At 33.3% G+C, this 17,163-nt stretch carries 17 protein-coding genes and 1 pseudogene; 15 read left to right on the top strand and 3 right to left on the bottom strand.

The features are described 5' to 3' along the window. From AC1EKL_RS08035 to AC1EKL_RS08000, 8 genes are all read left to right on the top strand, one after another. On the top strand, positions 1 to 713 hold a 713-nt coding region (locus tag AC1EKL_RS08035; RefSeq protein ID WP_480189611.1), incomplete at its 5' end, for a C39 family peptidase. 20 nt (positions 714 to 733) lie between these two features. Continuing rightward, positions 734 to 2,032 (top strand): KxYKxGKxW signal peptide domain-containing protein, encoded by a 1,299-nt coding sequence (locus tag AC1EKL_RS08030; RefSeq protein WP_480189610.1) that lies wholly within the window; start codon positions 734 to 736, stop codon positions 2,030 to 2,032. Continuing rightward, on the top strand, positions 1,992 to 3,101 hold the full coding sequence (locus AC1EKL_RS08025) for a serine hydrolase (RefSeq protein WP_480189609.1): 1,110 nt from the start codon (positions 1,992 to 1,994) through the stop codon (positions 3,099 to 3,101). The genes AC1EKL_RS08030 and AC1EKL_RS08025 overlap by 41 nt, the downstream gene beginning before the upstream one ends. 9 nt (positions 3,102 to 3,110) lie before the next feature. Next, positions 3,111 to 4,139: an acyltransferase gene (locus tag AC1EKL_RS08020; protein ID WP_480189608.1), complete on the top strand. Its 1,029-nt coding sequence runs from the start codon at positions 3,111 to 3,113 to the stop codon at positions 4,137 to 4,139. A 585-nt stretch (positions 4,140 to 4,724) separates the two neighbouring features. Then, a complete protein-coding gene (locus tag AC1EKL_RS08015; RefSeq protein WP_480189607.1) occupies positions 4,725 to 5,267 on the top strand; it encodes a hypothetical protein in 543 nt (180 codons plus the stop codon). A gap of 270 nt (positions 5,268 to 5,537) precedes the next feature. After that, the gene (locus AC1EKL_RS08010) at positions 5,538 to 6,068 is read left to right on the top strand and encodes a helix-turn-helix domain-containing protein (protein ID WP_480189606.1); all 531 of its coding nucleotides are present in this window, start codon (positions 5,538 to 5,540) and stop codon (positions 6,066 to 6,068) included. 2 nt (positions 6,069 to 6,070) lie between these two features. Further along, a complete protein-coding gene (locus AC1EKL_RS08005; RefSeq protein WP_480189605.1) occupies positions 6,071 to 6,325 on the top strand; it encodes a hypothetical protein in 255 nt (84 codons plus the stop codon). A gap of 170 nt (positions 6,326 to 6,495) precedes the next feature. Next, positions 6,496 to 6,753 carry a transposase gene (locus AC1EKL_RS08000; protein WP_480189612.1) on the top strand — a complete coding sequence of 86 codons (258 nt, stop codon included), beginning with the start codon at positions 6,496 to 6,498 and terminating at the stop codon, positions 6,751 to 6,753. Positions 6,754 to 7,037: 284 nt separating this feature from the next. Here AC1EKL_RS08000 and AC1EKL_RS07995 read toward each other — a convergent pair whose 3' ends face one another. Continuing rightward, positions 7,038 to 7,802: a hypothetical protein gene (locus AC1EKL_RS07995; RefSeq protein WP_480189604.1), complete on the bottom strand. Its 765-nt coding sequence runs from the start codon at positions 7,800 to 7,802 to the stop codon at positions 7,038 to 7,040. Between the two features lie 75 nt (positions 7,803 to 7,877). After that, entirely contained in the window at positions 7,878 to 8,522 is a 645-nt protein-coding gene (locus AC1EKL_RS07990; protein WP_480189603.1) for an FRG domain-containing protein, read from the bottom strand. Positions 8,523 to 9,024: 502 nt separating this feature from the next. Between AC1EKL_RS07990 and AC1EKL_RS07985 the strand changes: the two genes are divergently transcribed. The 7 genes and pseudogenes from AC1EKL_RS07985 to AC1EKL_RS07955 all read left to right on the top strand — a co-directional run bounded on the left by AC1EKL_RS07985 (position 9,025) and on the right by AC1EKL_RS07955 (position 13,965). Continuing rightward, a complete protein-coding gene (locus AC1EKL_RS07985; RefSeq protein WP_480189602.1) occupies positions 9,025 to 9,399 on the top strand; it encodes a hypothetical protein in 375 nt (124 codons plus the stop codon). A 717-nt stretch (positions 9,400 to 10,116) separates the two neighbouring features. Next, positions 10,117 to 10,341, top strand: a complete 225-nt coding sequence (locus AC1EKL_RS07980; protein WP_480189601.1) for a type II toxin-antitoxin system RelB/DinJ family antitoxin — start codon at positions 10,117 to 10,119, stop codon at positions 10,339 to 10,341. Positions 10,342 to 10,831: 490 nt separating this feature from the next. Further along, positions 10,832 to 11,188 (top strand): hypothetical protein, encoded by a 357-nt coding sequence (locus tag AC1EKL_RS07975; RefSeq protein WP_480189600.1) that lies wholly within the window; start codon positions 10,832 to 10,834, stop codon positions 11,186 to 11,188. 42 nt (positions 11,189 to 11,230) lie between these two features. Further along, positions 11,231 to 11,458, top strand: a pseudogene (locus AC1EKL_RS07970) (Fic family protein); the annotation flags it as partial. A 3-nt stretch (positions 11,459 to 11,461) separates the two neighbouring features. Further along, positions 11,462 to 11,884 carry a hypothetical protein gene (locus AC1EKL_RS07965; protein WP_480189599.1) on the top strand — a complete coding sequence of 141 codons (423 nt, stop codon included), beginning with the start codon at positions 11,462 to 11,464 and terminating at the stop codon, positions 11,882 to 11,884. A gap of 71 nt (positions 11,885 to 11,955) precedes the next feature. Beyond that, a complete protein-coding gene (locus AC1EKL_RS07960) occupies positions 11,956 to 13,227 on the top strand; it encodes a HEPN domain-containing protein (RefSeq protein WP_480189598.1) in 1,272 nt (423 codons plus the stop codon). Positions 13,228 to 13,419: 192 nt separating this feature from the next. Then, positions 13,420 to 13,965, top strand: coding sequence for a hypothetical protein (locus AC1EKL_RS07955; protein ID WP_480189597.1), 546 nt, complete (start codon positions 13,420 to 13,422; stop codon positions 13,963 to 13,965). A gap of 2,089 nt (positions 13,966 to 16,054) precedes the next feature. Here the strand turns inward: AC1EKL_RS07955 and AC1EKL_RS07950 are convergent. Further along, the gene (locus tag AC1EKL_RS07950; protein ID WP_480189596.1) at positions 16,055 to 17,155 is read right to left on the bottom strand and encodes a hypothetical protein; all 1,101 of its coding nucleotides are present in this window, start codon (positions 17,153 to 17,155) and stop codon (positions 16,055 to 16,057) included. Positions 17,156 to 17,163 lie beyond the last annotated feature (8 nt).

The raw sequence follows: 17,163 nt of genomic DNA, 5'->3' as shown, positions 1-17,163 counted from the left end.
ATCCAAGCACCTATCAATTGGTTAAGAATAACTATGTGCAATCGCAATGGGGCCAATGGTACATGTTTGGCGATGATGGCAAAATTGTCAGTGGATTATATCGGTGGTGTGGTAATTGGTATTATTTTGATCCAAGTAGTTATCAAGTAGTAAAGGGGCAAACGATTAATATTAATAATGCATCATATTCAATTGATAATGGTGGCGCAATAGTGAGTGTTTTAAATAATGCTGTTGCATTATCACAATTACCACAATTACCCACTGGTTGTGAAATGACTGCTGTTACAATGATGCTACGTTATGCTGGAATTAATATTAGTAAAGAACAGGTTGCTAACGAAACACCGAGAAGCAGTAATCCTTATTATGGTTTTGTTGGGAATCCATATAGTAATACTGGTTATGGGCTATGGGTAGCGCCGAGTGGAATTGCATCCGTTGTTACTAAATACTTAGGTTCCAGTTTAAACATGACTGGTTGGAGTATTGAATCTATAAAGAAACAGTTAATAAACCGACATTTAGTAGTTGCGTGGCAAGCGCATATGCACGGCTTTGGTACTCATGCAATAACATTAACGGGATATAATAATAGTGGTTTTTATTACAATGATCCCTGGACTGGCGAGAAGAACGCTTTTATGTCATTTGCAACGTTTGACTGGAATTGGCGTGATGATCCTGCAACTAGGGGAGCATTAAGTTACTAGGATATAATTGGGAGGATATTATGAAGAAACATTATAAATTATATAAAAGTGGCAAAAAATGGTGTTGTATGTTAATTGCTACTATTGCGTTGAGCATTGGAGTTGGACAACTTAATGCATTGGCAGACAGTTCTACTTCTCAATCAGAAATGATAAATGAACAACAAATTGTTAATAACGAAGATAGTAGTACAGAAAATTCAAATCAAACTAGTGAGTCTCAAAACGGTAGAAATAACCAAACGAATGAAAATAATACAAATTCTTCAGTTGAGAATGGATGGGTTAAAACAGATAGTGGACAACAAGCCTACTACATTGACGGTAAATTATCGCAGGGAAGAGACTACGTTCAGTTGCCAACGATGAATCAGCAGAATGGAACTAGCTATTATCTAATGCAAGATGGAATAGCTCAATCAGGCTTGCAAGAATGGCAAGGGACATATTGGTATTTTAATCCTACTACTTATCAGCTAGTTAAGAATAGTTATGTAGATCCAGATGGTAATAATACAGGATATTTAACTAATAAAGATGGCGCTGTACTTAATGGGATTCAAAAGTGGCAAGGAACTTTTTACGCTTTTGATTACAAAACATATCGTTTAGTTAAGAATCAAAAATTTAGTGAATGGGGAAATGAATACCAGATCGATGATCAAGGACGGGTAGTCAGTGGCCTTTACAAGGAAACTAATGGTGACATTTACTATTACAGCCCAGTTACTTATTTACCAGAACGTAATACTTACATTGTTCCAGCAGGAGAGCGGAATGGCTACCTGTTAGGAAAAGATGGTAAAGCCTTGTCCGGAGTCCAAAAGTGGCAGGGGACGTATTACTACTTTGACCCGACAACCAAACAACTAGTGCGGAATCAATATGTTCAATCCCAATGGGGAATGTGGTACATGTTTGGTGAGAATGGCAAAATTGTTACTGGACCGCACATGATGAATGGGGCATTGTACTATTTTGACCCTAGTAGTTACTTAATGGTTAAGGATTCATATCGAGTACCTGATGGTAGTGATCGTGGTTACCTATTAGGAAAAGATGGTAGAGCATTAACCGGATTGCAGCAATGGCAGGGATCTTTATACTATTTTGATCTCTCAAATTACTTATTGGTAAAGAACCAATATATTGTGATGCCTGGTGAGCAAGATGGTTATTTATTCGGTAACGATGGAATGGCTCAGACAGGAGTCCAAAAGTGGCAAGGAACGTATTACTACTTTGATCCGACAACGAAGCAATTAGTGCGGAATCAATATGTTTGGCGACAATGGGATGATTGTAACTGGGCCATATAAGTGGCAGGGATCATTATATTTCTTTGATCCAAGTAGTTATTTAATGGTTAAGAATTCATATCGAGTGCCAGCTGGTAGTGATTGTGGATATTTGTTAGGTTCTGATGGCCGTGCTTTAACTGGTGTTCAAAAATGGCAAGGAACTTACTACTATTTTGATCCGACAACTTATCAATTAGTTAAAAATGATTATGTACAATCTCAATGGGGCCAATGGTACATGTTTGGTGATGATGGAATGATTGTATCTGGTCCTTATAATTGGCAAGGAAATCTATTCTATTTTGATCCTAGCTCATATCAAGTTGTTAAAAATAGATGGATAAATAATATTTATTTTGATGATAAAGGTATTGGACAGGATACTTATGGTAATAAATTACAAAGCGTGTGGTCGAGTATTATCAATGGTCAACCAGGGCATATCGGGATAGCAATTCATTCTCAATTTACTGGTAAAACTTATTCATACACTAATGCTCCAGGATATCGTTGGCTAACAGCAAGTACTGTAAAAGTTGCTGTTTTATCGGAGTTGCTGCACCGAACAAATGGAAATCTGGATGGTAATATGAATTGGCTAGCCACCCAAATGATTCGTTACAGTGATAATAATGCAACAACCTCTATCTGTAATAACTACCTTGGTGGAGTTCAGGGAATGAGTAGTTTATATCGAGCACTGGGTATGAATTCAACTGGGACGACGTCAACATGGGGAAGCACGTTAACCACTCCCGGGGATCAATTAAAGTTACTTGATACAATTTACTTAAGTAACTCCACCAGTTATCTTAATAATAATTCAAAGAACTATATTAAGTACCAGATGCATAATGTTTCTGCTGGACAAAATTGGGGAATTTCGGCAGGAAGTAGTGATTTCTATATTAAAAATGGTTGGATTCCGTATGGATATATGTATATCAACAGTATTGGTTTTATTCCAGGTGGGAATTGGTCAGGTTATACGATTGCTGTATATACAGATGGTCAACCAGGATTCCAGTCAGCAATTAATGTGATTGAGCGATTAGCAAGAGCCACAAAAGGAGTTCTGCAAGGATAGGAGAAATTAATGGTAGAGAAAAGAGAACGACTTCTTTATATTGATGTTTTAAATTGTTTAGCGATATTTTCTGTTTTAATGTTACATTCTTCGCAAATTGCCCATTTTGGGAAGGTAGGCATGCCAATCACAATATTAGGCAATGTCCTACAAAGCATATTTATTCCTGCAGTGTACATTTTCTTTATGAATTCGGGAGCAATGTTATTAAATTATCGTAAACATCAAACGACAAAATTGTTTATGAAAAAACGAATTAAACGAGTTGTGGTTCCCTTTTTGTTTTGGAGTGTCTTATATTATATATATGATATGAAATGGACAGCGTTTCCGGGACCGATTTATCATGATAATCCGGGAATCAGAGATTTTATTGTGGCATTTTGTAATAATAATATTAATAATATTTTCTGGTTTTTCTATGCGATTATTGCTATTTATATGGCTTTACCTTTAATTTCACTAGCAGCAGAATCACATAAAAATTATTTATTTGGTATCTCTGTAATGTCGTTTATAACCAAAGACTTTGCTTCATGGTTTGGAAATTTAATGGGAATTAAAATCCATAATGAATATTTTCAATTCTCACTCTTGGAATTTATCGGATACTCAATTCTTGGCTATTTAATTAAGGAAAGTTATTTTTCACGAAAACAAGAAAATTGGTTAATGGGAATTGGCTTTTTGACATTGTTTATGTCTATATTTAATGATTTAACAGTTGGTAAGTTTATTGTAGTATCTTCGATTGGACCAATGTTGTACTCAGTTGCTTTGTTTATTTTAATTAAGAGATTATGCGAGAACCATAATAATAATGAACAAGTTAATAGACTGTTTATGATAGCATCATCTTCTAGTTTAGGAATGTATATTCTACATGTACTATTTTATAAAGTGTTTGCAACAGCATTTCATTTGGGGATGACTAGTCTAGTCTATATATTTGTAATGCCTGTTGTTGTTTATCTAATAGGTACACCGTTAATTTATCTTGTTCGCCAGATTAAGGTAGTGCGGTATGTTCTACCATAAAGTTTTTAAAAATTCAAACTTGCCATAACAAATAAATAATATAAAAGACTTATTATATAAGGAGCACGATAGAGATAACTAAATTACTATATAGGTTAATTTGGTTGAATTCTGGTTAATCAATGGTATTATTGCAATGACTGTACGATATGAAGTTGAGGGAAACAACAGCTAACATACTTAGACTTATTTAGTTCATATGACAATCTTTTTCATTCTCTTGGTTACATTTTCCATATATTAGTTAATTGAAAAACTTTGCGTTGAAAATTAGCAAAAGTATTAATTAAAATATTGATACCGGTAATATTAATGATTATTATATATCAAATGGAGTGCTTTTTTGCCTAACGATATTAGTACTAAATAATTAGTATGAGCAGTAGAGTAATCCTTTCTAAATAAAGGGGGGGTGACTGTATAGAGATCGAGTAGTTCTTATTTTATAACTTCTTTGTTAAAATCTTTTTTAGTTTTATATATAATTTTACATATTTGTATGTCATGAAGATTTCTTTATACACAATAAAGTTATCATATTCATAATTTGCTTTTTTTAAATAAGGAGCATTAAGAATATTTATTATGAAAAATAAAACAGAAACAAATAGTTTTAAGAAATTTTATAACAACAACTTTGATATCATATTAACAATATTTATAGTTTGGATATTTGTTTTAATGGGACTAATAGTGTTAAGTGAGTATATTGCTAGTTTGACACAAAATGAAAAGGACATTTTAATGTCAGTAAATCAATTATTTATCCCATTTGTGTTGATTATTTTTTCTTTATTTATATTTAAGTACCAGACGGATGGGATTAATTGGAAAAAATTGTTATTAGTAGGAGTAATATTAGCATCATCTTTTTGTATAATGCCATACTGTAAAAATTCTTTAAAATTAAGTAGTATGTCAAACCAGGTTTACGTTTGGTCTACTCTTGTTATTTCATTTTTAATTTCTGCAGCCATCGTTCTAATATGTAGATGGATGTGGCTAAATATCAAGAGGTTCTGCCGAAAGCTTGCCAACTGGCTAAAACAAAATGTTGAAATTACTAAGGTTATTATAAGTGGTATATTTGCAATAGCCGCGACAATCGTAGCTCATATTCTGTCCTGAACAATCATAACCACCCGTAAAACGGGTGGTTTGAGCTACGGCTTAAGCTGTTATGTACAGTCAGCGCCTCAAGGCGCTGGCTTTTTTTAACCCAACGGTACTAACATAATATCTTTCCATCCCAAAATGAGGTTCTATGATATTCAGTACTGATAGATGTTTTTTAACTGTCAGTACTGTTTTTGTATTATGATGAAAAATAAAAAACGGACAATTACCCCTTAATCACAAGCAGTGGTAATTGTCCTCCAGAAAGGGAACTTAATCCTCATGTGGAATGATATCAGTTTTTTAACAGGAATCAATGACCCTTACTTAAAATTTGATAAACCGGCCATTTCGATCGAGAGTGGTCAGAAGGTCATTCATTTATTACAGTCTTTACCAATGCATTGTCCGGTATGTGGTCAGTTAATGCAGCGTAATGGCTGGCTCCGGAGGAGACCAGTCAAAATTAAGATCCTTTCGATTGCTGGGCAACCAACGCTGTTAAGCATTATTAAACAACAATATCTTTGTAAGCCTTCGGCTTCCTGCCCACATCCAGTCACGTGTGTCACCCCGAGTCAGGGCATTCAGAAAGGCTGCCGTATTGCGAACCTGGTTAAACAACACATCACGTTAGAATTAACGCAAAATATTTCGCAAACCACCATTGCCCGGCAACACAACGTCTCCGCCAACACCGTCAGTCGTGTGTTAACTCAAATTCAGGATAGTTTTACCTCTAATTGTCACTGGTTACCGGTCGCAAGTGCGTTTGACGATTTAAATCGGGACAATTTGCAAAAAGTGGGATGAGTATGATTCTGATGAACCCGCTTAATCACCGGACCATCGATATTATCGAACCTCGACAATCCAAAGCTTTACATCACTACTTCTTATTGCATTATTCTTTTAAGGCACGTTGTGCCGTTAAAATTGTGGTCGATCATTTTCATGTGGTCGTGCAAGCCTATCGGGCTTTACAAGCCGTCTGGATCAGTGGGACTGGGACCCATGAATATCGGCTTCTAAAACGGTTTTGGAAACTCCTAATGCAGAAAATTGCTTAAGCATTATTACCGTCGCCGTATCTTTGGCAACGCCTGTTTGTCCAATAGTGAGATTGTCGATCGGATACTATCCCTTTCTGACGACCTCAAGGTCGCGTATGAGTATTACCAAACCTTAATTAGTGCCGTGAACTGTACTTAGGCAGTTATTAAGTTGGAAATTAACCCAACTGCTTCAGCCATTTCAAAAAACGCGACGGACACTTCGGCTCCACCAGCAAGAGATTATCAATAGTTTTCAGTGCCATCTTACTAATGGACCCATTGAAGGGACCAATAATAAGATTAAGGCCATTAAAAGAACGGCTTATGGTTTCCACAACCTTGATCATTTCCGTATTCGAATTCAACTTACCCTCAAAAACTCTAATCTTATGGTAAAAAATAAGCCAAAAGAAAAGATCAGCTCAAGCAGCTTCGCTGCTTAAACTAACCTCATCAAAATATCTCATCAGTACTGATTGACAAAGAGCCTAAAAAGTGAACTGGCGACCACCAATGCACAAGTTGTCAACTGAGGAGCTGATACATCTTTAGGGTGTACTCTGTTGCGCTTGTCTGGTGGTGTATTGCCGTATACCAGAATAAGAGTGCTACAAGCTATCAGCCTAATTGTTAAAATAATATAATTCTTTAACTAAAGATTTATTATATCATGGTTTAGCGATTTTGACGACCGCTTGGCTTTCGGGCTGAGCGGTTTCTCTGTGTCTTAATAATCATTATGGTTAATTGTGAAGTTTTTTAGACCACATACTATTGGATCCATTTTAGATCTTTGAATAAAATCTCCTGTTAAGTTTTCATAATCTATACCATATCGATCTCGAATAAGTTTATCTTGCAAAGTAGAAGCAATCAATATTACATCACAAGAAACCTGATTAGACGTTTGGTATCCATCTAATGGCAACCTTGTCTTTTGACCTTGTACGATCAAATTAAGGCTCTTCTCCTTTCTGCCATTAACTCGGTATGTAACATATAACTTTGTTCCCTTTAATAAATTTGTATAAAGCGTTAAAGAATTAGCAGATTTTCTAATATCTAACTTTACAGTCAAAGCATTTTCCGAAACCGGTAAATGCTTTGATGACATATTAGGATGAGCTGAATAATAATCTCTACATACGTATCCCTCATCTCTATTTTCAGATAAAAGTAATTTGCCATATTTTTTGCCTATATCACCAAAAAATGATTTTAAATCTTCTTTAAACCATTGTTGCGTCACAATATTAACGCCATTAGGAGCGCTATTCCTTTTAAACCAAATCCATACAACTTCTGCTTTACTACTTAGTGCAATTTGATATCCTATTTTTTGTATTTCCTCATATGTTAATAAGACATTGGTAATTACAGTAATTGAGTATTTTATTTGATAACCACGAAACTTAGTTGTCTTGGGTTCAACTAATGTAATGGCACCTCCATCAACCTTTTTATACTGTATCTCCTCATCATTCTCGTCCAATAATTTTTCTTTAGAATATCCTCTTTCTCTTAATTCCTGACGAATTTCTTCATGACATTCAAAGGGAATAACTATTTACTCATAAGAACCATCATTTTCAAATGGAATTATTCCTGTAATTTTGTTGTCTTCAATAGTATTTCCTGGGATAGCAAAAGTTCCTTTTTGCTTTAGCATTCGCTTATTCTCTTTATCTACTATAGTATTTGGCTGAATAAATAGTCCTTTAGATATAATTTCCTTTGCTTCCGCTAAGCTTAGCGATTTGTGAAAATTAGTATTAAAATCCTTAACAATAATCGAGAGATTTTTATCTTGCTGTGTAGCAATAAAAGAAGAGAATTCAACTTCCAGGGAATTGGCATTAATATTTGGTCTAATAAATATATAAATACTAGAGTCTTCTCTATAGGGCTTTTGTGTAGCAAAGAAAAGTGCCACTAGTGGATCGATAGTAAAATCTAATAATCTTGTTGGAATACCATCGTGTTGCATTTTAGCTAAATTTTGAATAATACTTTTACTAGTGACACAATTTTCCTTATAAAAGTCCACTTCATTCCGTAAATATTCTTTTTTACGTGCCACGGATGGTTTCATATCAGTAAACTTGGAAAGTTGGCCTCGAAAATATAAATTTCCTGACGCTCCATATTTAGTATATCGGTTTAAGTAATCCAGATATTCCTCAACAGAATTCACTTGATTCTCTTTCGCCAAAAACATCTACATCCTTTCATAAAGTTAATCATTCAATGATATCATGAATTACTTTTATAATTTAGCACTGTTTATCAACTTAAAATTTTGGGAACCATATTCTTGCAATTAATATAGTGCAAATCTACATAGCAAATAAATTGAGTTTCTGTTTCAGACAAGCTGGCACCAAATGAATTGAGTTATTGAAAATGTGTTGAAGTCAATAGTTATTAGTAGTCTGAGGATCAGATTAATAAAAGTTTCTTCCAAATTATGTACAAAAAAATAGTGATAAAGAAATCTGCACTGGAAAACATGCAGAATCCTATGTGGATAAAAGTGATTATCGTTACTAGATCATATGATTTTATAAACGATAATCACTTTTATTTTTCTTAAACTAATAGGTAAGGATGAAATTCTTTACATTGAGAAACGAATTTTAAATCCCATAAAAATATAAAGGAGATGAGTAGCATGTCTACTAAAGAAAGAGATGGACCGACTTGTGTTTTAGATAGTGATAGCAAAGAAATTGAAATTTGAGATACAAAGAGAGAAAACTACTATTGGCTTATTATTTGATCATCAGGAAGATTCGTCACATAACGCTAAAGATCCTAAAATTCTAGTGGCACTTTATCTTCGAAAAATTGCTGAAAGCGGAATTCATAATCAGGATGAAATCTATTTAGAATGTGAACTGCATGAGAGATATGAAAAGCATATTATACTAGTGGTTAAAATTACAAAGGATGGTCAACTTAAAGCTGCAAAGCATAATTTGTTTAACTGTGTACCTACTGCCGAGGTTATGTTTATTGCGGAACACTCATGGTTTTCGGATTTAGCGAACACGTATTCAGAATTTGCTGGTCATCGCAAAAGTGTTTAATCAGGTGGTGAAGAGAACAGATTTTAATTTTCCATTGTCTCCCAAAGAAGAATTGAATATAAAACGAGTCATTTATGAAGAGCCTAAATTTCAAGATATTAGTTTGGACGCGATGATGACATTAGCGGAGTGGACACGAGAAACGTATGTCCTTTATAAAAATGATTTACTGTTTTAGATGATAAAATATTTACATAAAATTCGATCACCATAGAACTATTGCCCTTGAAAAAGATAATTTGACTAAAAGGAGATCAAAAGATAGGTAATCAATCAAACGCTTAATATCTTTTTTAAGTGCTTGTTAGGCACTAATACGATAAGAATGAGATATTTCATCTCAAGGAGTTAACCTCCTTTCAGTGCAATTGGGTTGGTGGATCCCTTTTGAAACACAAAAATATTTTATCATATATGCTCATTTATGTTATAATATTTTTAGATAAGAACGAGGTATTTGAGCACAAACGGTTTAGTCGTCGTGGTCTGTAATAAAGTACCAATGATTGGGGTGCCTAAGTGCACTCTTTTTTGTTTATGAAATTGTTCTTAGACTGTCTATTTTAGTAGAACTTATGGTATCACATAAGCACCATACTGATACTTAAAAAGAGTGCTTGCTATGACTGCAATTACATTTAAAGAAAAAATTGGTTCAACAATTCGTTTGATCCGGCACTCCGTAAAGAACTAGTCAGGGGGCTAGATAGTATTAATATGACCCTTAATAGTTACTTTACTCTGGCTGCTAAGCAATTCGTTATTCAAGGTAAGGTTCCATCTGAAATTAAAACTGAGTCTAAAGTAGAACATGTAACTTTCAACGAAAAGACTAGAAAGGCCATTGTACGAGCCTCTGCGGAAGAAGAAGGCCTTCTTCCTAACACTGCTGAAACTTTTGATAATACTGATGATGCAATGAAGAAGCTTTTCCATGACTAGTAATAACTGAAAAGTCAGCTTTGATCGTCAGTTCAAGATTGATGCGAATAATTGGCGAAAGAAAGTGGATACTCTTCAAGTTGAGCTTCAGAGCATCATTGACTATATCTTAGAATATAGTCAATCCCAGCAGAATATGATCTACATGAACTTATTGATCCAACTTTAACCTACACTGGTAATATGGATTTCCATTTATTCGATGGTAAAGTTGATTTGCTGATTATCTATACAGAAATTAATAAGCGAAAAGTATTCCGCTTTATGCGCCTTGGAAGCTATAATGAACTTTTTTCATCCAAAACAGCAATAAATACCTACCACACAATAGAGAAGACTAAATAGTAAGCTATATATAGCTGTGAATAGTAAGTGCTAGATTGGCACATTAAAAGTTAAGCATCCATTTTTTGTTTCAAGTAGGATTTAATTGCACTGATAATTGGTATAAAATACTAAAGAGAAATGCTAATGAAGGGAGATGAAATAATTGAAAGTTTTTGATTACCAAACATTAAATGATCTACAGTTAACTACTAAGATGGTCGAAAAGCTCAATCAAATTTATGAGTTAAAGGGGAAAACAGCCCATGTATCCTTAAAGTCTAAGGATATTATGGATAAGTTATTAGCGGTTGCTAAAATTGAAAGTACAGATTCATCAAACCGAATTGAAGGTATTGCAACTAGTAATGCCCGACTTAAAAAATTAATGAATCAAAAGACCACTCCAGAAAATCGGAGTGAGGAAGAGATTTCTGGTTACCGAGACGTTTTAGCAACTATTCATGAAAACTATGAGTACATCAAAATCACACCCAATAATATTTTAGCTCTACATAAATAATTATTTGCTTTTACTGAAAGTACATGGGGCGGTGAATTTAAAAATATTGACAATTCAATTGTGACTACCTTTGCTGATGGACACAAAGAAACGCGTTTTACTCCACCACCGGCTTATATAACTCCTGAACTGATTCAGAATCTATGTGATGCATACAATAACGCAATTGAAGATAACTCTTTTCCACCATTGATTTTAGCTGCAGCATTTATGCTGGACTTTGTGTCAATTCACCCCTTTAGAGATGGTAATGGCAGGATGTCCCGGCTTCTTATGTTGTTTGAACTACATCAGTTAGGTTTTGAAGTTGGTAAATATATCAGTTTGGAACGGTTAATTGAAAAAACTAAGGCACAATATTACCGGACATTGTTAGAAAGTTCAGGAACGGCATGGATTGATAACAAGAATGACTATGGTCCGTATGTTGATTACTTTTTGAGTATTGTTTTACAGGCATATCGTGAATTAAACTCGCGGATCGACTTTACTAATGACACGGAAAGAAGCCCAGAAGCATTAGTATTGGGTAAACTTAATAATAGTTTGAAGCCACTATCAAGACGTGAATTAATGGACTTAATTCCCCGATATGGCGAAAGTACCATCAAGCATGCATTAGCTGTTTTGCGGAAACAAGATAAAATTAAGCTGTTGGGTAAGGGTCGTGCGAGTCGATATGTTGTGAATGATTAAATTAACAGTTTTGTTTTTGTACTATTTTCCTTATTACATATAAGGGCACAACTAACTTAGGGTGAAAATGGATGTTAAATGATATTTTAAAAATAACTATACATGAACATCATAAAATGAAATGTGAAATTGCCGTTTCATCTGACAGATTGATTCCTGCAGATCTTGAAATATCTGGTGATTTTAGATCAATAACTATTACGGGTGAAATAAATAAATTAAACTTTGGTGATGAAATAAAAGGTATTGTTAATAATGGCTATATGTTTATAACAAGCGCCATTAAAAGCAGGGACCTTAATGTATCTATTCCAGGTATTTCAGTAGTGCAGTATTATTTTGAACATATCTATTTCATGAAGGCTCAAAACTGGACAGAAATAAATAAATTTCAAGATCTTAAAATAAAAGAAGCTAATGTATCTCTATCAGGTCTTACAAATTGGATGCCACATTCAATCTATAAAGATAATTGGCCTGCTATTGAAGGAAAATTTCAAGAAGTTAAGAGAATTCCAGACAAAGAGGAATTATTAGCAAATGTGACCTATGATAATTTAAATTTTGACTTATTTAAGCATGAGGAGCTAAGGTTTATTCCCCAATATAACGGTTTGGATATTAGAATCTCTGAGCAAATAGGGCTAAAGTTCGAAGATCAGATAGGATTATCACAGTTATCAACTGTTTCGAATGATGTTAGTGATTTCTTTTCATTAATTTGGGATTTGCCTACAAATATAATGAATATTAATCAAATTGATCTGGATAAAAAGGAATTCAATTTATTGTTAGGTCAGGAAAAAACGTATAACGATCAACAAAATAAACCTCAGATATTTGAATTTAAGAGTTATGGATGCTTAACTAAAGCTATTCAAAATTATTTTAACTTACTAAAAACACCGCTTAAGAGTTTAATTACCGAGTATCTTAGTGTATCTAAATTAAATTTAGATGTTAACATGCAGCTGATTCAGCTTTGCCAGGGAATTGAAGCTTCAATACAAGACGATTTGGATCTTCAACACAAGATTATGGAGGTTCTGAAGAGCTTTGCTGAAGAGTTTAATATAACAAATGAGAGAGTAGAAGGCTTTGCACGAAAAATAAAGAATAACAGGGTCAATATTACTCATGGTGAAAATAGACAAATTATATTCAATGATAATGAATTATTAGTTGCAGTAACAACGTTAAGTGTTGCATGTCATTTTTACCTATTTCAAAATTTAGGTATTGATGATGTATACAAAAGTGAGTTTCGTAAAGAAATAAAGAATATAAAATTAAGTACCGGACTAGATCCTATAACACTATTTGCTGTGATAAACGAGAATTAAATGAGTTATATTGTAGTTAGTGATTATTACGATTGGAAATAGTTGCTTTGATAAAAATAGTTATGAATGGTTTTTGCTTAGAGACATATCACAACACTATTGGATAAAATATTGACTTATTAGTTAAGTGAAGTAAAACGAATGTAAGGTTGATGCATAAAAATAAATAATTACTAAAGGGGTAATTTTATTATGGAGACAAGTTTATATACCAATGAGGTATACGGCTTTGCAGGAGGAAATGTTTCTTCGACAAATGGCAAGAATCATGTTGAAGAGATGCTAAGTAAGACGAAAAGTTCAAAAAGGAACGCGCTTATTAAGAAAATTAAGGATTTGATTAAACAAGGAGAAATTGTTGATGATTCCTTTAAAACGGAAGTTGAGAATATAATTAAAAATTATAATTCAATAAAAGGAACAGGTGGTATATCTTATACAATCTTAGGCGAAGGAAAAGTAATTGAGATTGGTAAAGGTGTTAATATTTTTAGGGTTGTAAAATGTCCAACATATATTGGATTACCGCCAGCTACTGTTCATACATATGGAAGATTAAATACTCCTGATGAACATCCATTTTATCTCTCGTTTGATCTTTTGACAGCATTATACGAAAGAATGAAATATCATAACTTATTAGTTTTTAGGACTACTAAGCCAATTAAGTGTACTATAGCAGAGGCAAATTTATTTCAGGGAAAACAATTTATTAATAAGGATAGAATTATCGGTTGAAACATTTCTGCTCTGTATAACTCGTTATTTAATCTAGTAGGTGATAATGATAGAGCATATTATATTACTAATTATATAAAAAATAATTTTTTAGATAATAAAAGTAGTGACGCAATATTATATCCATCGAGGAAATTAAAAGATACCAATGAGAGTTTAATAACTAAGCATCGTAAAATTAGTACTAAAGCTAACTTTTTTACTAAAAGATAGAAGAGATCCATCTGATTTTTTGACATTAACGCATGATTATAATATCAAGATAGTTGATGGAAAAATAAAAATAATAGCTGACAATAAAGATGGCGTAATGTGATTTTAGTCATATTTTAATCTACAAGCCTTATTACATTCTCCATATAAGTCTGTATTACATGGGAAATAATGTCGGCATTCTGTTTACTATGTAGTCACGAAGTCAGGAATTAAAAAGTTAAAACAGATTCCATCGGCAGTTCGGAAGATATTAAGTAATTTGACGAAACTAGAGCTTTTAGAAAGACATGTGGATCCGCCTGCTTTATACATTGAAAACAGAGAAATATGTTAGATAGTTACTGAATTAGTTAACTGAATATAGCTACTAGAGAGTAAGTCGGATAGCGTTCAAGTTAGATAGTTGAGTCTAGTTGTTTATGAGGTAGTTATTCTGCAGAAATCCCATAATGATGCTATTTGAACAAAGTTTCTTACTATGCTTTTAACACAAAATCTTAACACGTTTAGGATGAAATCCTCTTACAACAAGGGTTGAACTACCCTAAAAAAGCGACTTTATTGAGCACTACTAAGTATATAAAAGCCTGTAATACCAACGATTATCGTTGATGTTACAGGCTTTTTTGTTACTTAAATGGCACTGTTTTAACACGTTTGTTAACACAGGCGGATGTTGGTAGGTGATTTTGAAGTGGTTGAAGTGCTAAGAGTGTTGATTTGGTAAGGATAGTCGCGTGTTAAAATGTGTTAAATTAGTGGGCTGAAGTATCTTAATCATCTATTGGATCGTGAGGAGAAATTAAATAATTCATTTTTTTAAGTATAAAACCATACCCGCTTTTTTTACTCAAATTAAGTATCCATTTTTATCACTTTTGGCTCTATTTTGAACTAATTCATTGAATCTTTTAGAAATATTATCGTTAACTGTCTGATAGATACTTTGATTTTTAATGACTTTAAGTTCCAAATTGGAATTATCACGAATATAACTATTTATATTTTTTGAATCCGTTGACGAGAGGTTGATCTTATCTATAGGTGTTGATAAAAAGTTAATACTATGTAATCTTTTCTCTCCACTATAACGATAGCTATCTTTACAATAAATAACTAGCATGGGGTATGTTACAACTCTGGCTTTTAAAGAATTGTTTAAGCTGACTTCTTTACTTTCGATAATATCGCGACTTCCTTTTTTGCAAAAAACTCCTTAGGAAGATATGAAGTCTCAATATCTCCAGTTGTTTTAAAAGAATCAGTTTGTTTCGTTATCACTTGGTAGGAGACAGAATTAAATTACTGTAGACTTTCTTGTCGGATTTCCAACAAATTTTGCTAGGAATCATTAATAAATAAGTATGATAAGTCGATTGTGCTAACTTTTTAGTGGATTCATTTACAAAAGTAAACGATGACTCTGAAGGATTTCATAAATTTTGTACAATATTGAATGATGGCTTTTCGTCATACTTTGTTCTCTGATCTACACGATATGTATAAATTAAGCCGATAAATGCAATAAGTAATGATAAAATAGTAAAAATATTTTTTGGGGCTTTGTTAATCATGAGTGAATAATTATCTGTTTTCTATTGAGTCATTTATTTAAAACTATCACAAAATAGAATAAAAGGAAATTTATTTAGTAAATTCACTTTGGATTACTGTCGCATCAGCTTTTGACCACAGTTTCTGACCATGAAATTAACACAAAACCTTAACACATTTAGAGTGAAATGCTGGCATACCAATACCTCAGCTACCCCAAAACAGCGCAGCATTGTATAACAGTAAAAACCTGTATTAACAACGTTTAACGTTGATAGTACAGGCTTTTTGTGACCCTATTTTTAATCTTTATAAACGCCTATTGAACGTTTGCAGAATTAGTATTTTGTTCACTATTTTGCTGACCGCCATTCTGTTGCTGACCATTATTACTTTGTGAATCATCAGAATAATCTTGATTATCTTGTGAATCATTATTATCGTAATTATCGTCATAGTCATAGTAGTCATCATCGGTATCGCTATCATCGTAATAATCGTCATTAGTATCTTCGGATGAATCGTCACCGTATTCTTCATCATACGCCAGCAACCAAGCTAGTATCATGGCTAGTTCAAAATCATCACCATCGTCGTCACTATTATCAGAATTACTTGAGGCATTCTTAGCATTTGATGCATTGCTATTAACGGTGCCACTAGTAATTGCATCATATTTAGTCTTGCCGCCAATGGAAACAAAAAGGAATTTTTTATGGTTTTCAGGATTCATTAATACAAGTGCAATCCGTCCATTTGGTGTTTTAGTTTGCTTAGATAGCTTATTGATCTTCTTAGTTATACTATTCCAGCTATCTTTATCATCATACATTGCCTTAGAAACATCGTTTTCAAATGAACTATCTTTTTTCGGCGTAATTGTGTAGACAGTTTTCGATTTTTTGGTAACTTTAGCGCCCTTACCTAAACTAGTTTGAACTTTTGACTGAACGAAAAGGGTTGTTGGTTCAAAGTTTATTTTGACGGTTGTTGTGTTGAACTTCTTATTAATTACGTTTTTGGTTGATTTATTATCTTTGATGTCTTTAGGATTCTTAACTGCTAAGAAGTGGTATTTAAGTTTGTCACCTTTTTTGACTTTTGGATTGTTTTTAGCAGGATCAATATAACCAGCAAACTTACCATCTTTTACTTTCACATTATTTTGCATAGTAGTATCTTCGCCAATCCGACTATGCTGACCAGTATTAGAAATAGCTACAACCCTATAACCACTTGGGGCTGAAGTGGTACCCTTAATACGGATTAATTCACGATTACATTTACCTGTTCCTGCAACCGGCTTTATACCGTTTTCAATTTGAGTTTTGTAGACTTTCTGTCCGTTTACTCTTTTTGCACACGCAGCTAAAGATAGACACATTATTATAATAAAACTAACTAAACTGATTCTTTTCATTTGTTTTT

The sequence above is a fragment of the Limosilactobacillus sp. C0001E2 genome, from assembly GCF_056590915.1.
This window is presented reverse-complemented; position numbering and strand designations above follow the sequence as displayed.